This window comes from Paraburkholderia sp. Ac-20347, assembly GCF_017104805.1.
GTDB lineage: Bacteria > Pseudomonadota > Gammaproteobacteria > Burkholderiales > Burkholderiaceae > Paraburkholderia > Paraburkholderia tropica.
Window position 1 is genome coordinate 32,954 of the sequence record NZ_JAAGPN010000025.1, and the last position, 22,378, is coordinate 55,331.

21 protein-coding genes are annotated in these 22,378 nt (G+C 60.5%); 9 read left to right on the forward strand and 12 right to left on the reverse strand.

Annotated elements, in window-relative coordinates:
- The first annotated feature begins 12 nt into the window (after positions 1–12).
- Positions 13–453 (forward strand): hypothetical protein, encoded by a 441-nt coding sequence (locus G3N97_RS07595; RefSeq protein ID WP_205992674.1) that lies wholly within the window; start codon positions 13–15, stop codon positions 451–453.
- Between the two features lie 33 nt (positions 454–486).
- On the opposite strand, the gene serC is transcribed toward G3N97_RS07595, so the two are convergent.
- From serC to G3N97_RS07615, 4 genes are all read right to left on the reverse strand, one after another.
- Positions 487–1,587, reverse strand: coding sequence for a 3-phosphoserine/phosphohydroxythreonine transaminase (gene serC / locus G3N97_RS07600; protein ID WP_205992675.1), 1,101 nt, complete (start codon positions 1,585–1,587; stop codon positions 487–489).
- Positions 1,562–2,827, reverse strand: a complete 1,266-nt coding sequence (locus G3N97_RS07605) for a RimK family alpha-L-glutamate ligase (RefSeq protein ID WP_205992676.1) — start codon at positions 2,825–2,827, stop codon at positions 1,562–1,564. Before G3N97_RS07605 ends, serC begins: the two co-directional genes overlap by 26 nt.
- Complete coding sequence (locus G3N97_RS07610) at positions 2,814–3,005, reverse strand: hypothetical protein (protein ID WP_205992677.1); 192 nt, start codon at positions 3,003–3,005, stop codon at positions 2,814–2,816. Before G3N97_RS07610 ends, G3N97_RS07605 begins: the two co-directional genes overlap by 14 nt.
- A 353-nt stretch (positions 3,006–3,358) precedes the next feature.
- Positions 3,359–4,108, reverse strand: a complete 750-nt coding sequence (locus G3N97_RS07615) for an NUDIX domain-containing protein (protein WP_205992678.1) — start codon at positions 4,106–4,108, stop codon at positions 3,359–3,361.
- Positions 4,109–4,199: 91 nt separating this feature from the next.
- Between G3N97_RS07615 and G3N97_RS07620 the strand changes: the two genes are divergently transcribed.
- From G3N97_RS07620 to G3N97_RS07630, 3 genes are all read left to right on the forward strand, one after another.
- On the forward strand, positions 4,200–5,228 hold the full coding sequence (locus tag G3N97_RS07620; protein ID WP_074985826.1) for an SPFH domain-containing protein: 1,029 nt from the start codon (positions 4,200–4,202) through the stop codon (positions 5,226–5,228).
- A complete protein-coding gene (locus G3N97_RS07625) occupies positions 5,225–6,163 on the forward strand; it encodes a sugar kinase (protein WP_205992679.1) in 939 nt (312 codons plus the stop codon). Before G3N97_RS07620 ends, G3N97_RS07625 begins: the two co-directional genes overlap by 4 nt.
- 135 nt (positions 6,164–6,298) lie before the next feature.
- The gene (locus tag G3N97_RS07630; RefSeq protein WP_205992680.1) at positions 6,299–6,733 is read left to right on the forward strand and encodes a GNAT family N-acetyltransferase; all 435 of its coding nucleotides are present in this window, start codon (positions 6,299–6,301) and stop codon (positions 6,731–6,733) included.
- On the opposite strand, the gene G3N97_RS07635 is transcribed toward G3N97_RS07630, so the two are convergent.
- Entirely contained in the window at positions 6,728–7,015 is a 288-nt protein-coding gene (locus G3N97_RS07635; RefSeq protein WP_065064973.1) for a hypothetical protein, read from the reverse strand. The two genes, G3N97_RS07630 and G3N97_RS07635, sit on opposite strands and share 6 nt — an antisense overlap.
- A 370-nt stretch (positions 7,016–7,385) precedes the next feature.
- Between G3N97_RS07635 and G3N97_RS07640 the strand changes: the two genes are divergently transcribed.
- Entirely contained in the window at positions 7,386–8,579 is a 1,194-nt protein-coding gene (locus G3N97_RS07640; protein ID WP_205992681.1) for an MFS transporter, read from the forward strand.
- Positions 8,580–8,622: 43 nt separating this feature from the next.
- Here the strand turns inward: G3N97_RS07640 and G3N97_RS07645 are convergent, their stop codons facing one another.
- Positions 8,623–9,450: a Sir2 family NAD-dependent protein deacetylase gene (locus tag G3N97_RS07645; RefSeq protein WP_241030452.1), complete on the reverse strand. Its 828-nt coding sequence runs from the start codon at positions 9,448–9,450 to the stop codon at positions 8,623–8,625.
- A 34-nt stretch (positions 9,451–9,484) separates the two neighbouring features.
- Positions 9,485–10,885, reverse strand: a complete 1,401-nt coding sequence (locus G3N97_RS07650; protein ID WP_205992682.1) for a hypothetical protein — start codon at positions 10,883–10,885, stop codon at positions 9,485–9,487.
- 354 nt (positions 10,886–11,239) lie between these two features.
- Here G3N97_RS07650 and G3N97_RS07655 point away from each other — a divergent pair, with 354 nt between their 5' ends.
- Positions 11,240–12,307 carry a WYL domain-containing protein gene (locus G3N97_RS07655; protein ID WP_205992683.1) on the forward strand — a complete coding sequence of 356 codons (1,068 nt, stop codon included), beginning with the start codon at positions 11,240–11,242 and terminating at the stop codon, positions 12,305–12,307.
- A 400-nt stretch (positions 12,308–12,707) separates the two neighbouring features.
- Here G3N97_RS07655 and G3N97_RS07660 read toward each other — a convergent pair whose 3' ends face one another.
- Together G3N97_RS07660 and G3N97_RS39940 are read right to left on the reverse strand one after the other, a co-directional pair.
- Positions 12,708–13,268 carry a hypothetical protein gene (locus G3N97_RS07660; protein WP_205992684.1) on the reverse strand — a complete coding sequence of 187 codons (561 nt, stop codon included), beginning with the start codon at positions 13,266–13,268 and terminating at the stop codon, positions 12,708–12,710.
- Positions 13,269–13,386: 118 nt separating this feature from the next.
- Positions 13,387–14,925 (reverse strand): methyl-accepting chemotaxis protein, encoded by a 1,539-nt coding sequence (locus G3N97_RS39940; protein WP_205992685.1) that lies wholly within the window; start codon positions 14,923–14,925, stop codon positions 13,387–13,389.
- Between the two features lie 501 nt (positions 14,926–15,426).
- Here G3N97_RS39940 and G3N97_RS07670 point away from each other — a divergent pair.
- Positions 15,427–15,921 carry a hypothetical protein gene (locus G3N97_RS07670; protein WP_205992686.1) on the forward strand — a complete coding sequence of 165 codons (495 nt, stop codon included), beginning with the start codon at positions 15,427–15,429 and terminating at the stop codon, positions 15,919–15,921.
- A gap of 122 nt (positions 15,922–16,043) precedes the next feature.
- Here the strand turns inward: G3N97_RS07670 and G3N97_RS07675 are convergent, their stop codons facing one another.
- Positions 16,044–16,775, reverse strand: a complete 732-nt coding sequence (locus tag G3N97_RS07675) for a WHG domain-containing protein (RefSeq protein WP_205992687.1) — start codon at positions 16,773–16,775, stop codon at positions 16,044–16,046.
- A gap of 111 nt (positions 16,776–16,886) precedes the next feature.
- On the opposite strand from G3N97_RS07675, the gene G3N97_RS07680 reads away from it, so the two are divergent.
- Positions 16,887–18,338: a carotenoid oxygenase family protein gene (locus G3N97_RS07680; RefSeq protein WP_205992688.1), complete on the forward strand. Its 1,452-nt coding sequence runs from the start codon at positions 16,887–16,889 to the stop codon at positions 18,336–18,338.
- Positions 18,339–18,890: a hypothetical protein gene (locus G3N97_RS07685; RefSeq protein ID WP_205992689.1), complete on the forward strand. Its 552-nt coding sequence runs from the start codon at positions 18,339–18,341 to the stop codon at positions 18,888–18,890.
- Between the two features lie 28 nt (positions 18,891–18,918).
- Here G3N97_RS07685 and G3N97_RS07690 read toward each other — a convergent pair whose 3' ends face one another.
- Both G3N97_RS07690 and G3N97_RS07695 read right to left on the reverse strand, forming a co-directional pair.
- Positions 18,919–21,459 (reverse strand): TonB-dependent receptor, encoded by a 2,541-nt coding sequence (locus G3N97_RS07690; RefSeq protein ID WP_205992690.1) that lies wholly within the window; start codon positions 21,457–21,459, stop codon positions 18,919–18,921.
- Positions 21,460–21,685: 226 nt separating this feature from the next.
- Positions 21,686–22,378 (reverse strand): FecR domain-containing protein (locus G3N97_RS07695; RefSeq protein ID WP_205992691.1); only part of this gene is annotated, 693 nt, incomplete at its 5' end.

Sequence of the window (22,378 nt, forward strand, 5' to 3'; positions counted from 1 at the left end):
GAAGGAGTCGCGATGTCGATTCGATCCACTCTGCTGCTATCCGTTTGCGCTGCGCTCGCGCTTGCTACGAGCGCGTGCTCCCGCTCCGCCGAAACCACGACTGCGAATCCCGCCAGCAACGTTGCCGCGCAACAGAATGCGCAGAGCGTGGCCAGCGCGAACTCCGCACTCGGCGATCTGGCCGCATTCCGCGCCATCGCCGTGGACGTGACCGCAAAAGTCGAGAGCGGCGATCTGCCTGCAGCGAAGGCGCGTATCAAGGATCTGGAGATCGCCTGGGATGAAGCCGAAGCCGGTATCAAGCCGCGCGCGCCGGGCGACTGGCATCGCCTCGACAAGGCGATCGACCGGGCGCTGGCCGCCCTGCGCGCCTCGGCTCCGCAGCCGACCGATTGCAAGGACGCCATGCACGCGCTGCTCGATACCTTTGACAGCTTGCAGCACAGCGCGTAACACGGCGGCGATGAACAGCGGGCGGCGGCGCGCTTAAAGCCGCGTCGCCGCAAATTCGCGGATGGTTTCGCACAACGCGGCGACCGCCTGCTCCGTCACCGCGTTATAGAGCGAAGCGCGCATACCGCCAAGCGAACGATGTCCTTCCAGCCCCGTCATATTCCGCTCGCGCGCGAATTCGACAAAGGCGCGATCGAGCGACTCAGCGCCGAATGAAAACGCCACATTCATGCGCGATCGCCACGGCGCTTTCGCGTGAATGCGCACCGCGTCGCCCAATGCGTCGAGCGTGCCGTAAATCATGGCCGATTTCCGCTCGTTAATTTTTTGCATGGCCAGCAGGCCGCCAATGTCGTCGCGCAACCAGCGCGAAACGAGCGTCAGCACGTAAATCGCGAAGACGGGCGGCGTGTTGTAATTCGAGCGATGCGCGATATGCGTGCGATAGTCGAGTATCGCGGGCAGCCCTTTGGGAATGCGTTCGAGCAACGCGCGCTTCACCAGCGCCACCGTCACGCCAGAAGGACCGAGGTTCTTCTGCGCGTGCGCGTAGATCATCGAATACCGGCCGGTATCCACGGGAGCGGAAAGAAAATCCGACGACATATCCGCGATGAGCGGCACGCTCGACGGCGTTCGTTGCTCGCCAAACTGCAGTCCTTCCACGGTTTCGTTCGACACGTAATGCAGATATGCCGCGCGCGGATCGATATCGAGTTGTGCGAGATCCGGCAATTCGCTATAGCGCGACGCTTCGCCGTCCCACGCCACGCCGCAACGATGAACGCGCTGCGCTTCCGCCGTCGCGCGGCGACTCCAATATCCGGAGCTGATGTATTGCGGCGGCGCCCAAGCGGGTCCCGCGAAATTCATTGGAATCGTCGCAAACTGCAGACTGCTGCCGCCTTGCATGAACGCGATGTCGTAATCGTCGGATAAACCGAGCAGTCCCCGCAGATTCTCCATCGCTTCTTCGACCAGCGAGATAAACCACGCCGACCGATGACTCATGCCCAGCACCGAAAGCCCGGTTTCCGGCAATGCCTCGATGGCACGCTGCGTTTGCTGAAGCACCGATGCGGGCAGCGCCCCGGGACCGCCCGAAAAATTAAGCTCGTTGCAGCGTGTCGTCATCGTATTCCCGATTCGTGGTTGCCTTGCGTTCGACCATCGCGCAGAACGCATCGAAAAAGCGTTTCATGCGGGCCGGCTTATAAGGAAATGCGTCTGGATCGTCCATGTCGTGCACCACCATTGCAGTGGCGATTTCGAAAATCACGAGACGGCCATCCGGCGTTTCGGCGCAATCGAGCCCGACATAGTCGAGTCCGGTGCGCTTCGCGACGGTCGCGAGCGCGGCACGATGGCGCTGCGCGAAGTCGGCGTCGAATGTCGCCATGAAACGCGCCTCCTCGTCACGGCGTTCTGCGTGCGCCAGCATTTCCTCGTAGGGGTAATGCACCATCCAGTGCACGGAAATGCCCATATGCGAGACATACGGCACGCCGTCGATCAACGCGATGCGGTATTTCCGGAAAAGTCCATCTTCACTGCGATAATCGATATACGAGGCAACGTAAAACTCGTCGCGATCCGACTGATTCAGATACTGAGTCAGCTCATCCAGAGTCAGCACGCGCGCGAGACCTTGTCCCGCGTGCGATCCCACCGGACGAATGATCATCGGGAATTTGACACCGGCGACTTCGCCGGTGCGCCCGGCGGTTTGGAGCTGATCCGCGAGCCTGGCGCGCCCGACGCGCACCGTGTGCGCCATGCAAATGCCCGCTTCTGCGCCGAGCAGATTCCACGCGCCGTCGCGTGTCGTGTACGGAATGCAATGCGGACGGTTGATGACCGGCGCGCACGTGCTGTTCAGCAATGTCGCGATGCGCGCCAGCGCCGCGCGATTTCCATCGAGCGCACAAGGACCAACCAGAATCACGTCGTGCGCGGGCAAACGAAAATCCGCTTCGAGCGAATCATCCACATACAGCACGTCGATCTGGAAATTCGCCTGCGCCACGAGACACTCGAACGGCGTGTTCGTCATGAGATCGCCCGGCGCCTTGAACACCAGCAGCTTGAGCGGCTCGCGCGACGCGCCATTTCGAACGCGATAAAGCCGCTGCATTCCGATCGCCAGTTGCTGAACCGAGAGCGCCGATGCGCGTTCGAACTTTAATTCGAGTACCCAGGCGAGATCCAGTAGGGCCTGCGGGTCGTCGTGGCTGCCGCAATAATCGATGAGCGCTGCGCCCAGTTGCGTGAGATCGCCGCCGCTTGCGGCCAATCGCAACAATGCAGAAAGACCGCGCGGCTGATAAGGCGCTTCCTGAGATATCTGCGGATGCGTCATCTCAGCGACTCTCATTGTCCGGTAGCCTGGATAACACCGGCGTCTCGCCGATATAGCCCACTTCCTCTTCGAATCCCGGCAACTGAATTCCGGATTTCAACGACTGCTTTTTATCTTGCGCGACCGCATTCTGCTTCTCTCGCGTGCAGTCGATCAGCACGAATGGATTCGTCTTGCGTGACAGCTTGTTCAATGTACGTCCTTCCGATTGCGGTGCGATTTCGCACCGGTTCATCTGAAATGAACCGAACGGAACAATCGCCGAACGGAACGGGACGCAGCCTAAGACAAGCCTGCTTATGAAATCCTTAACGTTGTGAAATGAATTGAAATACCTCGTGTGCAATCATTTTTTATTTAATTGAATTGTCACATCGCGTTGCGCAGTCAAGGAATTTATTTATCTCGACCGAAACAGGATGAATGCATTCAACAACAGAATGACAGCGACATATTGCCGCCATTCATTCATGCGCATTCATTTCATTTTCAATCTAATCTGCGCTTAAGGCGAGACTCAGCATAATCGCGCGCGCGAGCCTCCGATCAGTCTCCGCCGCGTGGGCTGAACGTGCGCGGAAACACCGCCGGCGTGCTGCGATCGACGAGGCAATATCCAAGCGCCGGCCGATTCGATTCCCCGGCAACATAACCGGCTTCGCGCAGAAAACCCGCGGCAAGCATCCGCGTGCGAAAGCCGCTTTTATCCACGGGTCGGCCCAGCACGATCTCGTACATGCGCTGCAATTGCGGCAGCGTGAACGGCTCCGGCAACAAGAACGCGGGCAGCGATGTGTATTCCACCTTGCTGCGCAGCCGCTCGACCGCTGCCAGAAGAATGGCGTCGTGATCGAATGCGAGCCCGCGTTTGCCGATCACCGCATCGACGGCAAACCATGCCACCTCGGCAGCATTCGCGCCCTTCGCCAGCGACACATCCTGCGCGGCAATCAGCGCGAACCACACATGCGTGGCGGACCAGCCGCGCGGGTCGCGTACCGCACTGCCCCAACTTCCCAACTGCTCCAGATACGGACTCTTCACGCCGGTCTTCTCGTGAAGTTTCCGGCGCGCGCAATCTTCGAGCGTCGTATCGACCTCGACGTCGACGAAACCGCCCGGCAGCGCCCAACGCCCCGGATACGGCTCGCCGGGCGCGTCCGGACGCTGCATCAGCAACACCTGCAACGCGTTGTCGATCACCGAAAAGATCACGACATCGACGGTCGTATAAGGCTGCGGAAACTCGCGCGCCGGTCGCGCGCGGCGGCTGGAGGAAGGCTTCGTGTTTGCCATGGTGCACCTTGAAAGCTTGACGTTCCGAATTCGAGGTTGTATTGTACAACCCATGCAAGTTGTACTGTACAACTCAAACAAGGAGCAGACCATGTTCGGCATCCGGTTCATCAAGTCGCAACCGACCGTCCACCTCATGCAGTTTCGCGCCGGCCAGATGGTGCGCGAAGGCGCGGGGCTGTCGTTCTTCTATTACGCGCCCGCCACGACGCTCGTGTCGGTGCCCGTTGCGAGCCAGGATCGCCCATTCATCCTCGAACTGGTGACGGCGGACTTTCAGAGCGTGACCGTGCAGGGACAAGTCACCTACCGTGTTCGCGATCCGCATCGCACGGCGGCCATGATGGACTTTTCGCTGGGCAAGGACGGCCGGAGCTATGTGTCCGACGATCCTAAACGCCTCGGCGACCGCGTGGCGATGCAGGTCGAGGTGATCGTTCAGCAGACCGTGCAGGCGCTCGATCTGAAGCAGGCGTTGCGCGCCTCCGCGGCGATCGCGCAAACCGTGCAAACTGGCCTCGCCGATCAAACGGAAATCGGCGCGCTCGGCCTGGAGATCCTCGGCGTTTCCGTGATGGCCGTGAAGCCGACGCCAGACATCGCGCGCGCACTCGAAGCAGAAGCCCGCGAATCCAACCTCAAGGCCGCCGATGACGCCGTCTATCTGCGCCGTATGTCGGCGGTGGAAAACGAGCGCGCGATCCGCCAGAACGAACTCGATACGGACATCGCCGTCGAGCAGAAGAAGCGGCAGATCCGCGAAACGCAGATGGAAGCGAAGGCCACGTTGATGCGCAAGGAAAACGCGCTGCGCAACGAGCAAATGACATCGGATATCGAACTCGAAGAACAGCGCAAGGCATTCGTGAACGGCCAGGCGCAAAACAGCCGGACGCTCGCGGAAGCCGAAGCGCACCGCGTCGCCGCCGTCATGGAAGCGCTCGAGAAGGCCGATCCGCGCATCGTCAGCGCGCTCGCGGCGGCCGGCATGCAGCCGGGTCAGTTGATCGCTCAGGCATTCGGCGGCATTGCCGAGCGCGCGGAACGCATCGGCCAGCTCAATGTGTCGCCGGATCTGCTCCAGGGCTTGATCGGCGGCGGCGAAAGGAAGGCAGCATGAGCGCCGAATCACGCAAAGTCGTGCTGGTGACGCGCCGCACGCGCTACGAAGAGCTGATCGCGCGGCACCACACGCTCGCCCAGGCGCGCTTTTACATCGAGCATCTGGGCGCGGACTTTTCCGACTATCTCGCCGAGCACGCGGCCTACGCGCGTGCGCTGGAATTGACGGTTCGCACGCTCGAAGACTGGGGCCGTTACCAGATCGTCGATCGCAGCTATCTGCCTAACTTTATTTTCGCGCCCGACGATATCGTTGTCGCGCTCGGGCAGGATGGCATCGTCGCGAACTCGATGAAATACCTCGACGGCCAGCCGCTGATCGGCCTGAATCCCGAACCCGGCAGATGGGACGGCGTGCTGCTGCCGTTCGAGGCGCCCGATCTTCGCGCCGTGCTCGCGGATGTCGCTCACAACCGCTCGCGTCGCGCGACGAAGTCCGTCACGATGGCGGAAGCGCGGCTCTCGGACGGGCAGGTGCTGCGTGCGGTCAACGATCTGTTTATCGGGCCGCGCACGCATGCGTCCGCGCTCTACGAGATCGAATTGGGCGAGCGATGCGAATCGCAGTCGTCGTCGGGCGTGATTGTGTCCACGGGGCTGGGATCGACCGCGTGGATCAAAAGCGTGGTGACGGGATCGATTGGCGTGAGCGAGGCGGTACGTGGATCGAACGGCAACTTCCGCTACGAGCCTCAGGACTGGGACAGCCCTGAACTGACCTTCGCCGTGCGCGAGCCGTTTCCAAGCCGCGCGTCGAAAACCGAACTGGTATTCGGCCACGTGAGCGCCGCGCAGCCGCTGCGAGTGCGTTCGCGGATGCCGGAAAACGGCGTGATCTTTTCCGATGGCATGGAAAGCGACTATTTGCGATTCACGGCGGGCATGGAAGCGACCGTGACGGTGGCCGAGGCGCGGGGGTGTCTGGTTATTTAGTGTTCCACATTATTTGCGTATCGTGAGAATCTCCGCGTGAAATCGTTCGTCGTATTCAGGGATTTTCAATCAGTCGACGTAAGGGCGAGATTCACCGACAATCGATAATATCGCAAACCGCGTTGGACCCTATCCATGCCGACTATCACGCTGCGCCAGGCGTCAGATTCAGACTGGACCTTCCTGAGCATGATTCAGGAAACGTGCATGAAGGCGTATGCGGTGCGTACGTGGGGAACATGGATACCCGAGCCATTAGAAAACTTCCGGCCCGAAACACACGAGATTATCCAATGCGACGGAGACGAGATTGGCTGCATGGCCATCGTCGCCGAAGAGGACGTGCTGTCGCTGGAAAAGCTTTATATCCTGCCGGCTTTTCAGGGACGCGGAATCGGCACATGGCTGCTCAAGCGCCTGATCGAGCGCGCGCACGCGTGCAATAAGCCCATCCGGCTACGCGTTCTTCGCGTCAATCCCGCCAGGCGGCTTTATGAAAGAAACGGCTTCCGGATCGACAGTTCTAGCGACGTGCGCCATTTCATGTCGTATCCGGTCAACACCTCATGACGCAACCTGCGCGAGAAACGTCGCGAAGTAATCGTCGTCGAGCCAGCCGGAGACATGTTCCGACGCTTCGATACGCCGGATTTCCTGCTGCCCCTTGTCGGTCAGGATCGCAATCTGGAGCGTCGGGACGAATTTCGTGCTGGGAGGAGGTTTCTGATCAACGGTCTGAATCAGCCCTTGCGAGCGAAGCAAAGTAAAAATTGCCGGTCGCTTGTGCCACGGTATCTGGCGATACAAAGCGAGCCGAAGAGCTTCAAGTACAGCGCCGTTGTTGAATTCCATGAGCATCCTTCTGGTGTTCGACTGAAATGTGCTGCGGGCTCTGAAGACTCACAGTAGCACAGTCAGCGGTCCGCGCGATGACACAAAAAGCGGGGCTTTCTCCGCTTATCTCGTCGTCCCGATTATTTTTTCGACGTGCGTGGCCCGTTTTGTGCGTCGGCAACACCGCGCCGAACCGCGCTGGCAGCGGCTCGGGCCACTCTGCGCCGCCACCCGCGCGCGCTTGCGTTCGGGCGCTCAGCCCGTTACACTGCGCCGCAGACGGGATTCAGCCATTCGCTCGATTCTCGCGTAGGCGTTAACGTGAACCAACGCAAATCCTTGAGCCGGACGACCATCCGCCGGGCTCAATTGCGTCAGGTTCATATTGATGAATAACGCCGTTTCACAGGCGGTTTCGCGCCATCGTTCCCGCTTTCTCCTCCCCCTCGGCATCGTCCTCATTGGCGCCAATCTGCGTGCGCCGATCACCGCGCTCGGCCCGGTTCTCGACCGCATTCAGGCCGATCTTGCGCTCGGCGACACGACCGCCAGCCTGCTCAGCGCCCTTCCGCTGCTGATTTTCGCGCTGCTTTCGCTGGTTGCGCCCGCATTCGGGCGGCGCTTCGGACTGGAGCGTAGTCTCGGCATCGCGCTGGCCGCGATCCTGATCGGCACGCTGATCCGTTCGAGCCCTTTATCGGTCGGCCTGTGGATCGGCACGCTGTTGCTCAGTTGCGGGATCGCGGTCGGCAACGTGCTGCTGCCGGGTCTTGTCAAACGCGCGTTTCCGGAGCACGCCACGCTCTATATCGGCGTGTACGCGGCGGCCATGGCCAGCGCGGCGAGTCTGGCCGCCGGCCTCGCCGCGCCCGTGGCGGACCTGCCAGGCTCGAACTGGCGCATCGCCATTGCGCTCGGCGCCGTGATCACCGCGGCCGCCATCCTGGTCTGGCTGCCGCAGTTGCGTCGCCCGCACCACGGCGTGGCGTCGCGCGCGAACGCGTCGCATGCGGTCTCGCCGTGGCGTCATCCGATCGGCTGGCAGGTGTCGAGCTTCTTCGCGTTCCAGTCGTTCGTGTTTTACTCGCTGATCACCTGGTATGCGGCGATGAGCGCGGCGCGTGGCGAATCGGCCACTGCTTCGGGCTTCGATCTGCTGCTTTATCAGGTGGTCGCCGTGGCGACGAATCTGCTGTCCGCGCCCGTCATCAAGCGGACGAAAGACCAGCGCGCCATCGGCCTGGTGTGCGGCGGCTGTTTGCTTGCGGGGACGATCGGACTCGGCGTCGCCGCGCCTTTTCCGGCGCTCTGGCTCGCGATTGCTGGCCTGGGCGCGGGCTTTTCGATGACGACGAGTCTGTCCTTGTTCGCGCTTCGCACGCGCCATCATGACCAGGCCGCGAAGCTCTCCGGCATGGCGCAGTTCGTCGGCTATGCGGGCGCGGCGCCGGGGCCGGTTTTGACGGGCATGCTACACGGCGTCACGGGTTCGTGGACGGCGTCGCTCGCGATGCTCGTCGGCGCGAGCGCGCTCGTCACCGTGTTCGCGGTGTTGTCGGGGCGTGACAGGTTTATTGATTGAAAAAGCGGTGATTGAAACGCGCGAGCGCCGCGGTGAATTCAGTTCACCCGCGCGCCAGCCGTTCGTCGATTACCTGCAAAGCCGCCAGCGCGCCGCTGGCGATGCCCACGCCCACGCGGTCCGCAATGCCCGACTCACGCGGATTGATACGAACGACACGCGGTCCGTGGCGCTCGCTGAAACGGCGCACCGTCGGCAACGCATTGCCCGCCCCCACTTCGATCACAACAACGCGCTCGACGCCGCGCAACCAGGCGGCAAGACGCGCTGCCTGACGCTCCGCCTGCCGCGCGACCCAGTTCCAGTCGCCAAACATGAGGATGTTCGGGCGCGCCAGTGCGCCACAACGCGGACAACGCGGCAACTCGCCCTGCAGCCGACACGTCGCTTCGTCGACGACCGGATCGACATCAGTCGCCGACCAGACGTCTTCAGTGCACACGTCAAGGCATTGCAGCGTGTGGATATTTCCGTGACATTCCTCGATACGCTCCGCGGCAAAGCCCGCCTTCTGGAATTGCCCATCGACGTTACTGGTGAACACGAACGCGCCATGCTTCATGCGCTCACCCCAACCGAGCAAATGGTGAAATCCCGCATGCGGCACGGTCTCGCGATAAAGCTTGAGCCGATGACCGTAGAATCCCCATGCGAGATGCGGATCGCTGGAAAAAACCGCTGGATTGGCGATGTCCTCAAAGGAGAATCCGTGGTGACGCAGCGCGGGATAGGCGCGCCAGAGCCCTTCGTCGCCCCGAAAATCGGGCAGACCGGAATCGACGCCCATGCCGGCCCCCGCGGTAACGAGCAAGCCGTCGGCCTCGTGAATCCATCTTGCAGCCTGCGCAATGCTGACGTCGTCGAACACCATCGAATCTCCTTTCTCTCGCGCGCGGAATTAGGCGTTACTCGCCCTGAATTACGTCGCCCTGAATTACGTCGTCCAGATGCGGACGGATATTCACACGATCCGCGGCCGACTTGATCCCCAACGTTTCGAATTCCAGCGTCCAGTGTCGGCCGTTAGCCGGCGGATTCTCGCAACGCACGAACACATCGATGCTTTGCAACACGGCGGCCAGACGGCTCGTATAACGTGGGCTGCGTTTCGTCTCTTCCCAGAACGCCCGACCGAAACCCACCATCGTGGGATTGCGCGGCACCTCGACCATGTCGTTTCTCAGCGGGAACGGCCGATTTTCAAATACGGCAAGCAAACGCTGTAGCGTGCCGTTGAGTTCGGCATCAGTGAAATTGATGGGCGTGTCCGCATGATCCCTGCGCGTCTGGATGCCCTGCGCAGTCAAGCGATACTCGAACGGCACTTCGTCGACAGCCGTCTTGCACTGCACCCAGTTGTCGTCGGTCGTCACGTCCGCGCCATTTTCCGGCTCAGCAGGCGCGACCGGAGCAGCAGAATCGTGATTCGTCGCACCACTCACCTGATCGATCAGGTCGTAACCGAACATGAAGAGCGCCATTTCCAGTGCACGCAACCGCTGCGCTTTTGAATCCATGCTCGCAAACGCGCTGTTGCGCGCATTGCCGTGCGAAACGATGGCGCTCAATACCCAACTCGCCTTCATATTCCAGCGTGCGTAGGCACGCCCGCGCACCAGCCTGGAGAACTTGAATTCATCCTGCGCCGCGTTGCGCAGCGGCGGACATTTCGCATCCGCCGAGCTTTTCGCCGCCGCCCACGGAAAATTGAGTTGGTCCGGCACGTGGGTGCGTCCCGTATCGCGGCAGAACAGCACGACCGCGCGACACAGAGCGGCGGCCACACGGCTATCGTAAATCGCGAAATCGTCGCAAACGAGCGAGTAAACCTTGCTCATCCCCGAAGTAAAACGCAATTCGGTCCGGTCGAACAGCGGATGATCCGTGTCGCCGGCATTAATCGCGTCGCGTGTCGCGCCGATAATGCGGCACAAATCGTTACGCCAGTTCTTCAGCCATTCCACATTGCCGCCCGTGACGCCACCCCATTGCATTACGGCTTGCGCTGCCCGAAACACGCGCTCGTTATCGCCAGCCGCCAGCCCGTCGCGCAGTTCTGTCTGCAGGGTGTCGAGGACCCGCACGTTCGATTCAGCCGTGTTGCCAGAAGGCAATTTGAACGGGGCGATTTCGACGTGGCGCCACTGATAGCGCTTGTAAGCGTCGAACAGGCTGTCGCATTGCCACTGAATCTTTCCCACACGCATCACATAGGCGTGCCTGAAAGTGGCGTTGTCGAGATTCGCACTCATCCACTTGATGAATGCCTCGACGTCGTTCCCCGAAAGATAATCGCTCTTGTTCATTTTTTGGCCTGGTTTTACGGTGTGGTGACGCTGCGCACTGAAACAGGTTTGCAAACGACCTGATCGGTAATAACGGCGGCAAACTCGACGACTTGAATTCGCCGTGTTCAGCTATGCCGGCGCGGCGTTCGAAGAGTATCCGACGCCATTAGGACATTGCGCGTCCCAATGAAGACGATGTCGCGCCAACGCCCGGCGCCCGCCATCAGGACGCGCTTTGTCCGAATCGCCAGGCATGCTTGCGACTCGTCGTCCTGCGCCGTATCGACCACGCGATGATCGCGCTCTGACCACGACGTGCGTATGGACAGAGCCTTCGCTACACTCTCGATCCTCACTCCCGACACTCGCCCCATGACTATCAAGGAAGCGCTGCTCAATATTCTCCCCTATGTCGCGGACCCTGATGACATGGACCTGGCCGCAGAGAAGGGGCTTCGATTCAGCGAGATTTACGCGCAATTGCGCGCACGCGTCGACGACCTGCCGTCCGAACGCAGCGTGCGGCGAGTCATGACCAGGATGTCTGACTATATCGATCACGTCGGGCACACGAACGCGGCTCGCTGGTTCAAGGTCCGCAATACGAATATGCTCAGCAGCGATTCGCGCATGAACGTCAACACCGCGATCGCGCTCACCACGCTCCAGCGCATGGCGGCACGGCAGTTACCGGGCGCGGTGTACGCGGGTCTCGCCGCGCGTTTCGAAGAAGCTCGCGCGACGCTCGATCTGGACGGCTCCGAAGCGGCACAGAAAGGCAGGTCGTGGGACGCGAAAATCATGCGGATTGTCGGCGCGCAGCCGTTGATTGCGCCGCCCATCGAAGATGAGATCTACCACAGCGTCACCGATGCGCTGTTGCGTGAGAGGCAGATCGATATCCGCTATCAGCCCAACACACTCGAAGCCAGAGTCGCGGATTATGGCGGTCTGTCGCCGTTCGGCTTGCTCGAAGGCGATGGCGTGTTCTATCTCGTCGCGCAAACAGCGGGCAAAATGCGGATGTTCCGGTTGGACAGAATGAAGAGCGTGAAAGTACGACGCGATTCCGTTGTCCCGAAACCGGGTTTCAATCTCGCGACATACGTTAAAAAGCAGGGTATCGCCGAATTTCGTCCGGAACCGGAGGTGGAATTAAAACTCCGCATTCACGCGCGCGAAGGTCAGTACGCACGCACGGCGGCCCAACACCAGCTTACGCAATTCAAGCTGAGCGAGGACCAGCAGATCGTCGAATGGGCCGAGGACAAACAGTCGTTCGTGCTGACCGCCACGATCCGGCCGTCCGTCTCGCTGCGGAATTATCTGCACGGACAAAGCGACACGGTCGAAGTATTGGCGCCCGCCAGTATGCGGGAGGAATTCGCCGAACGTATTCGCCGCATGGCGAAGCGCTATGCGCATAAGCACCGCGAATGACGAAGTAACGCTCAATCGCGTCCGCACGCCAGGCGATATGCTTGCACGCGAATAGAATCGGCCGCATGCCCGGACTGCCTGGCCCATGCGATTTGAACTCGACGTCCTAGATGTCGAAACGATCCTGCGGCGGCGGCACCGCGTCGCCGTCTTTCAGCGCCATCGCGAGCAACGCGGATTGTTGAGTGGCGCAGTTAATCACCTGGTGTGGAATCTGAACGGCCTTCTGCCACCAACAAGCACCAACAAGCGTTTCATTTCCGCGCACCCGGATGCCCCCAGTTTCACATCACCCGCGGAACATCATTCGACCACTGCGGCACACATAGTCTGAAAAAGAACGGGGATGGGTAGGTCACGGTTCAGGCACACCTACAGTGTGCCCCCCATACTTCGCCACTTACTCAGCGTCGACCGAACTCGCCGAATCCGTCTGTGCGGACGGCGCCGACGCCTCTTTCGGCGGCGCCTCATCCTTGATCTCATAGGACGGGTCGCGCACCCAACGACTCAGGTCCTTGCTGATCACAATGGTCGTGCGATCCAGAATCGAACAGCTTCCCTTGAAGGCGCCCCACACGCCGCCGACGGACCAGCGATTGATTTTGGTGTGGCGAACAACCTTGCCGTTTTCAATCAGATCGGCGCTGACCGTCGTCGCCTTGGGACCGCTCCATGCGCCGCCGCCCACGCCCAGCACGTGCGTAATCTGCAACCTGAGAATCCTGGCATTGCCGGCGTCGGTTTGCGCGGCGATCGTACCGTCGCCGCCACGGTTGATCTTGCGAAGCGCCTTGGAGATGTGCTCGGTGAGCATGTCTTCAATATGGCATTCGTTCTTGATCTGCTCGACGACGCTCGCATCCGGCGCGTAGGTGACCGGCGTTTCAAGTAAAACCGGCGTGGCGGCGAAAACCGTGGTCGTTGAAAAGCAGAGAGCAGCGGTGAGTATTCTCTTCATAGCGTGCGTTCTTATAATGTTATAGCCGGATCGCCGACATGGCGCGGCCGTCGGCTATTTTAAATCCATGTCGGGTTTCGCAAATGAGTACGCTTCACGACGATCGGGCTATCAAGCATCAAGCCAGTTGGAAAACTGCCACGGTTTCGCGCAGTTTGCCGGCCTGATCTTCAAGCGACTGCGCCGCGGCGGCCGACTGTTCGACGAGCGCCGCGTTGCGTTGCGTCGCTTCATCCATTTGCCCGACTGCCAGCGCCACCTGGCCAATCCCGTTGCTCTGTTCCTGCGAAGCGGCGGTGATTTCGCCCATGATGTCCGTCACGCGCTTGATCGCCGAAATGATTTCGCGCATCGCCTTGCCCGCGTCATCGACCAGCGTCGTGCCCGAACGCACGCGCGACACCGAGGTGTTGATCAGATCTTTGATCTCCCTAGCCGCACTGGACGACCGCTGCGCCAGCGTGCGCACTTCGCCGGCCACCACAGCAAAACCACGGCCTTGTTCGCCGGCTCGCGCGGCTTCGACCGCCGCATTCAACGCCAGAATGTTGGTCTGAAATGCAATCCCTTCGATGATCGCGATGATGTCCGCGATTTTCGTCGAACTCTCGTTGATTTCACTCATCGTCGATACCACCTGTTCGACGACGTTTGCGCCACGCAATGCTGTTTCCGATGCGTTCTCGGCCATCGCATTCGCGTGCTTCGCGTTCTCTGCGTTCTGTTTGACGGTGCCGGTCAATTGCTCCATGCTCGCCGCCGTTTCTTGCAACGCCGACGCCTGCTCTTCCGTACGCGAAGACAGATCGAGATTGCCCGCCGCAATTTCGCTGGTCGCCTGCACGATGGCCGCGCTTCCGCTACGCACCGAGCTGACGGTTTCGGTCAGCGCGGTTTTCATCGCCGAAAAACCGTCGAGCAACTGGCCCATTTCATCGCGTGAATGAATGTGCACTTGACGCGTCAAATCGCCCTTGGAAATCGCCTGGAAATGTTCGAGTGCAATCGACAACGGCACGCCGATCGCGCGACGCAACATGAACCACGCATAAACCGCGAGCGCGAGCCCGACGAGGATCGCAATCAGGCTGATCGCACGAATGCGCTCATAGCGGGCGGTTGCATCGCGAAAGGCGGTATCCGTGCTGTTTTGCTGAAAAGCGAATAGCGCTTCGTTGGCCTTCGCATACGCATTGAATTGGCCGGCGAGCTCGCCCGCAATGCGTTGGGCCGCCGGTGCATCGCCCGCCTTTACGGCCGCCCAGCCTTGATCGAGAAGTTGCTGATGGGCTTCGTAGGTTTTGCGAACGGCGTCGTGAAACTCCGCTTCGCCCGGTGCGTCCGGCAGGTCTTCGTAGATCTTCAATTGCTTCGCGGCAGCCTGGCGAAACGCGTGGGCTTTATCGATGGCCACGTCGACGGACGGCGTACCGATCTGAATCACGGCGCGGTCGTAATTCAGTCTTTCGCGCGCGACGTTCAGATTGGCCATGGCCGCGGCCAGCATGCCGGGCATTTTGTTGTTGTGCGTATCGCCGAAATCGCTATTGCTCGACGCCATGCCGTAAAGACCAAAAGCGCCGATCATGACCATCAATGCCCCAAGCGCGAGCATTGATATACCGACCTTCGCCTTGATTGTGAAGCCGTTCAACATGATTTTCTTACCTGCAGGAAAGTCTTGCTACCGTGGAAAAGGGGAACTTCATCTACGGGGACTTACGACAGAACTTAAAAAAATCTTTAGGGTTTGCCCCTATATGCCGTGGTCCGCTGCATGCCGCGGCGAGCGGCAGCGCAATAGCACAAGGAGTTACAGCGTGTGAGCGCGACGTATTGCCGCAACCTGGATTGAGCAAGAAAGAGGAGAACGGCAGGCGCCCGTATGGCGAGAAAAGCAGCAACGCTGCCTGAATTCATAACCGTTATTCAGCCGATTCTGGAGCGTTCGATTTACCTTGACTTTGGTCCGCTACGAGGATGTCTGGTTCGATGGTGAACGGCTGAATGGCAAAACTCATAGTCTGCAATAGACAACATCTTTCGTTCGACACGGGCACTGGAATCGTCAACAATCTGGCTATGTCGTTATGAGGACGCAGGTCTTCCCAGCCTTTCCACATAATTGGTGCAGCGGTTGTTTCCTCGGGGGATCGCAATGGAGCATCAAGACAGATTCGTAACGTTGTGGCGCGCGGTTGCCGCCTACCCGGTCGCGATGATTGCCGGCGCGATGTCGTTTTTCCCTTTTCTTGCCTTTGCTACTCGACAGTGGCCAGGCACCTTTGTGAATCACGGGCTAGCTATAAACGCGCTACGTCTGGCTGAGGCAGGAACCGGCGTGGCCATGGCATGCCTCATTTTCCTGACCCCGTTCATCTTGCCTTTCTATGCCTGCGGCATGCTAATTGCCTATAAGCGACGGACGCAGCATTGGCTTTATTTCTCGTGTTTAGGCGCCGTGCTATCAACTGGCAGCTGGACGGCAATCACTTTGCTTCCCCCTCACGGCATCGCACACCAGTACTCACCCTTTCCCGCCTTATTACGGCTCATGATGCCCGTTGGATTAGTGAGCGGTTTTACTTGCTGGGCTTTTCTTTATCTTACAAGGAGTTCTAAGCAATCAACGAAATCGTATTCCACCAGTTAGCATCAGCCAGTGGCACCGGGCAGCATTCGATGCCCGATTGCAATGCATCTATCCTTTTCGATTTCGGCAGCGGGCAGGTCGTGCAAGGCCGAAAGCCTCGGGCAGAAGTCGGCCATGCACGTTCAGTCGACAGGGCTTTGCGGATCGCTGGCACTCGCCAGAGATAGACGCATCCGCTCAATCGCGGCTGCAACCAGACCTGCCGCATCGTCGATGTTATCGGTGATCCGCGCGACGCTGTCGAGGCGGCCATCAATCAGCAGCGTCGCCAGGCCGTGCACGTAGGCCCAGCCAGCCGTCATCTCAACCGCCCGCGCGGTATCGATACTCTGCCCCGCGCCCGGCGGCGCATTCTCTCGACCGATCGTACCGGCGAGTGCGCGAATCGACATCCGTCTTGCAAGGCCAAGCGCTTCGTTCGACTGGTCGAGCAACTCGTTGCGAGACATCAGTCTGAACAGATCGGGCTGCGCCACGGCAAAGCTGATGTAGCCGCGCGCGATCGCCTTGCGTCGTTCCACTTCGTTCTCGATACCTTCTGCGTGTTTTGCCATCGACGCCGCGAGTCGGTGGTGACCAATCGCTGCAAGCTCGCTCAGCACGCCGGCCGTATCGTTGAAGTGACGTTGTGGCGCCGTGTGAGACACGCCCACCTCCCGGGAAATCGCGCGCAGCGTCAGCCCGCGCAGACCGTCCCGACGCAAAACCAGTTCGGCGGCTTCGAGCAGCGCCTCACGCAAGGCGCCGTGATGGTACGGCCGCGCTGATGCAACCTCCCCGGCGCTCGACGGCAACTTTTTCTTTTCGCCCGGCTCTCGCCGCTGTCCGCGATTTGTTGTTGGCGTTTCATTCATTCGAGCCATCTTTCCTGTAAGTGTTTCCAGTGCAAACACATGTTGACGGCTCGAACGACTAAAGTCAAAATGTTTCCACTGGACACATATCCAGAGCGAACAGGAGCTGACATGGACGTGCAAGTGTTGTCACCGTACAGGGCGAATCTCGCGCCGATCGATTTCGAAACGCAGATCGAATCGCTGCCGGTGCATGGCGTGATGCCCGCTGAACTCCATGGCGCACTGTTTCGCAATGGCCCCAACCCGCTGCACGCCGATCCCGCGCGGCATTGGTTCGCCGGTCACGGCATGGTGCATCGCCTGGCGATTGCCGATGGCCGCGTGAGCTACGCGAACCGCTGGGTACGCACGCAGCGCTGGCTCAACGAGCGTGCGGGCGACGCTGCAAATATCGCCTCCAGTGGCGACGGTTTGAGTCGCACCACGCCGCGTCAGGAGCCCGAAGACGGCGTGGCGAACACCAACGTGCTTGCTCATGCCGGGCGTCTGCTTGCGCTGGAAGAACTGCATCTGCCCATTGAACTCGATGGCCGCACGCTCGGCACGAAGGGCGCATGGAACGCAGAAGGCGCGCTGAGCGGTGCGTTCACCGCGCATCCCAAACTGGACCCGCGTACCGGCGAGCTGCTTTTTTTCAGCTACGGCGGCGCGGACGGGCTTGGCGCGCAGATGACCGCGGGCAGTCTGGATCGGCACGGCCGCCTCGCGTCTCTCACGCAATTCAAGGCGCCTTACGCGAGCATGGTTCATGACTTTGCGGCGACGCCCAATCATCTGCTTTTCCCCGTGTTTCCGCTGACCGCGAGCGCGGCGCGCGCACAGGCCGGTCTCCCCGCTTATGCATGGGAGCCCTCGTTCGGCGCATACGTTGGTGTTTTGCGACGCGAGGATGCGCAAAAGGCCAATGCCGACGTGCGATGGTTTCGCGCGCCCACCTGCTTTGTCTTCCACGTCATGAACGCGTGGGAAGAAAACGGTCTCGTGCATATCGACGTCATGCAGTCGGATACGCCTTCGGGCTTCACATGGCCCGACGGCCAGCCGATCGAACGGACATCGGGCACGCGCCTTTGCCGTTGGACGATCGATCCGGCGCGAAGCGACGCGCGCGTCGCGAGCGAAGCGCTGAGCGATCTGACCGGCGAGTTTCCACGCATCGACGATCGCATGATGGGGCTGCGTTATCGCCACGGCTGGTTTGCCGCGCACGGCGATGACAACGACACGCTCTTCTCGCGCATCGCGCATATCGATCATGCGCATCCATCGCGCGCGGACGTGTACGCATTACCGGACGATGACGCAACGTCCGAACCCGTCTTCGTGCCACGTTCGGCCGATGCGCCGGAAGGCGACGGCTGGATTCTCGCGATTGTCTATCGCGGACAGTCCGAGCGTAGCGACCTGCTTGTCTTCGATGCGATGCAGCTATCCGCCGGGCCGATTGCAATAGCGGAACTGCCCCATCGCATTCCGAATGGATTTCACGGCAACTGGATCGACGCGCACAACCATCCGATTATCCGGGCGCCCCAACCTTCTTCTTCGCAGGAGTTTTAAATGAATATGCTGCTGGCGTTTTCCCCTTTTATCGCGTTTGTCGTTATCGAACGCACCGTCGGCGTATCCGCGGGTCTGGCGGCGGGCGCACTCGTCGCGGCCGTCTTGCTCGCGCGCGATTTTCTGTCGAGTGGCCGACACGTGAAGATTCTCGAGATCGGCACGTTTCTGCTGTTCGGCGCGCTGACGCTCTACTCGTTTGCATACGGCGCATCGTGGTCCGTGGCGGCGGTGAGGCTGCGCGTCGATGCCGGACTTTTCCTGATCGTGCTGGCGTCGATCGCGTTGCGTCAGCCGTTCACGCTGCAATATGCGCGCGAGAAAGTCGCGCCCGAGCTTTGGGCGTCGCCGCACTTCGTTCGCGTGAACTACGCGATCACCTCCGTCTGGGCGTGCGCGTTTGCCGTCATGGTGGCGGCGGACCTGCTGATGGCTTACGTATCGTCGGTACCGCATTCGGTCGGCATCTTCATCACCGTGATTGCACTGTATGCAGCGATCAAGTTCACGGAACGCTATCCGCAACAGCAGCGTGCCGCGCGGCAGGCTTAATCGAACGAGGACGACATCCGCAATCGACTCAGATTTTCGCGCGCAGCGTGAACAGAACCTGCGCAGGATTACCGTAGTAGTTGCCGTTGCCCAACTCAACCGCTGACCAGTACTTGCGGTTGAGAATATTCGTTCCACTCACCGTGGCGGAAAGATTCTTCGAAATCTGATAGCCCACTTGCGCATTGAAGATGGCGTAGCCGCCCGCAACATCGTGATGTCCGCTATCGAGCGAATACATACTGCTCTGAACCAGCGCGCCGCCGCCGATATTCCACTTATGCCACTGCCCCGGCAACTGGTAATTGGCCCATGCCTTGAATTGATGTTTCGGCTGCCACGAGAAGTTACCGCCCGTTGTCAGGCTGCTGTCGAGCGAATGGACGTTGACGTACGTATAGCCCGTCTGCACGGTCAGGCCCGGCAGCAATTCGCCGCTCGCGGACAATTCGACGCCCTGGCTGCGCGCCTTGCCCGAAGCAATATAGAAGTTCGCGTGGTCGGGATCGCCAAATGCGCGATTGCTCTCGTCGATCTGGAACAAGGCCAGCGCGGTGTTGAGTTTGCCGCCGAAATATTCGCCCTTGATACCGACTTCGTACTGACTGCCGGTCACCGGCTTGAGTATCTGTCCGTCGAAGGTGTTGTATGAAACCTGGGGCTTGTAGATCGACGTGTAGCTCGCGTACGCCGTGTAGGTGTCGTTGATGTCGTAGACAAGACCAACGAAAGGCGTGAATTTCGGCTTCGATGAAGCGTGCGAGTACACGGTACCAAAGTAGTTGTAGTACGGGTCCGCTTCAGGTGTCACCGTGGAGTTCCACCATGTTGCCTGACCGCCCAGCACCAACGTGAGCGGATCCAGAATGCTGATGCGCGCATTGCCGTAGAGCGAGTACTGATTCGACGTCGTCGTATAGTTGCTTTGCGGACCGCCGGCAAACGCATCCGAGTAAATCGAATTATCCAGAATGCTCGCCGTGAAGTCGCCGAACGTATCGAGCCCGCTCGCCGGATTGATCAGGAATTCATACGATCTATCCCGTTGATTCAGATAGCTCGCACCGAGCGTCAATTTGTGCTCGCGACCGAGCAGCTTGAATGGGCCACTCACGTTGACATCGAGCGCATTCTGGGAATTCTTGTCGGCGTAGCTGAGGCTGTACGGGTTGCCGATCATCGTAACCGGATCGACATACGAATTTGGAATGCCGTACTGGGCAAACTGACTGTACTGCACATGGTTGTAGGCGACTTTGGCCCGCCAGTCGGCAGGAAGCTTTTGCTCGACTTCGACAAACTCACTCGACTTTTCCAGTTGCACGTAATTCCAGTCCGCGCCAAGAAACAGACTTCGAGGCACGGTGACAGGCGTGTATTCCGTCGACATGGGCAGCCCGTACATCACATGGCCGAATTGCTTGGTATAACTCGCGCCGATGCGTGCGGTGGTCGTCGACGTCAGATCGGCTTCCAGCGTGCCATAAACCTGTTGATCCCGTTGCCAGGTTCCATCCTGCATCATGTGCCGGTCATGTTGCGCCGCGACCAGACGACCGCGCAAAGTACCGGCCTGGTTCAATGGTCCGCCAATGTCCAGTTCTTCGCGATGATCGGCGTAATTCCCGACGCTGACTGCGGCTGACGCCTGGAACGTCGAAGGTGCGCGCTTGCGTACCATGTTGATCGTGCCGCCGTCGCCACCAAAACCATTGAACAGCCCGGCCGGTCCGCGGAGCACTTCGACGCGGTCGTACATCGAAATATCCTCGTCGGGTGCGCCGACACTGCTTGAATTCAATGCCGTCGGCACCCCGTCGAGCTGAAATGTCGTAATTGGAAAACCACGGGCAATATAGGAATTGGTATTCGAACTGACGGGTAAAACTTCAATGCCTGGCGCGTATCGCATCACATCCGCGAGCGTCGACGCGTTCTGCGCCTGAATCTGCTGCTGCGTAATCACGCTCACCGACTGCGGAATTTCCCGCTGCGCCAGCGGAATTTTCGATCCCACCGTGGTCGGCGGATTCAGCGCTTCCGCTTCGGCCCGCGCTGCGCTCGCGGGCGCGACCACCGTCACGATCGGCAACTGGTTGTCGGCGTCCGTCGAGATCGGCACCAGCGAATAGCTGCCGTCGTCCTGAAGCACAGCGTGCAACCCCGTGCCGCCGAGCAGTGCGGAAAACGCGCCGTTCACCGTATAACTGCCGTGCACGCCCGACGTCGATTTACCCGCCGTCGTAGCGCCTGGCACGCTCAACAGCACGTTGGCCTGATCCGCCAGCCGGTTCAAGGCAGCTGCAAGCGGTCCCGCCGGGACGTCGAAACGCTTGAGCGCACTATCCGGCGCCTGGGCCGCGGCCGCTTGCGCGAAGGCCGGCGCGCCCGCGACGGCTGCAATCGACACGGCGCCCATCAACAGACAATGCACCGCGATCGTAATGGGACGACGGGCAGGACGACGCGCAGGACGGCGGGCGACGCGCGTGATCGTGACGTTCGCTTCTTTTGGCAAAGCCGGGCAAGTCCCGGCACGGTGGGCGGAGCGCAACAGCGGGCGACGCATAGGACAGCATTCCTTCTGGTTCGATTGGACAAGGAGAGGTCCATCACCCAATCCCGAGCCACGCCGATACGGATGTTCAGTTCGCCTGCCGTCATGCGTTTTTCGGAGATGCGGAATGCGGGCCGCGAACGCGGCGTTCGATCCCGAATGGTCCTCTTTCACATACGGAATCGAACGAGAGTGGAAAAAGCGAACCGGCTTTGAAAATATTTTTTCGCGGCGGCGTTCAGCGCGGTTCGAGCGTGGTCCACCAGGGCAAGGTGCGCTGCACGCGCACCGGTAAATCGCGCTCCAGCATCGCGAGCGCGTGCTCGCTGTCGGTGGCCGGGAATCGGCCGACCACCTTGAGCGACGCGATTTCCGGCGCGACGCCCAGATGCCCGTGCCGATAGCGGCCCAGCTCGTCGACCAGTTGTGCAAGCGGAATGTCTTCGGCGAGCACGATGCCGCGCACCCACGCTTCGCGCGCGGGATCGGCGGCCTCTTGAGCGGAGATCGTGTCGACGGTGAAACGGCGCTGCTCGCCGTGCTCGACGATGGCTTGCGTGCCGTTGGCGGTGCGAATCCGCACGCGGCCCTCGTAGACGGCGAGCAGCGTCGATTCCGGTTCCAGCCGCACGGTGAAGCGCGTGCCGAGCGCCTGCATGACGCCGAAGCGCGTCTCGGCATAGAACGGACGACGCAGCACATCCTTCGCCGTATCGACGAACATCTCGCCGAGCTTCAGCGCGACGCGGCGCTGGCTGCGGTCGTAGTTCACGTCAAGCGCGCTTTGCGTGTTCAGCCACACGTGCGTGCCGTCGGCCAGCACGATATCGCACTGCTGACCGGTTTCGCTGCGGTAATCGGCACGCCATGCGGTGACGGTGTCCGCCAGCGGCGTGTAGCGCCAGCCCAGCCAGCCGGACAGCCCGCTGCC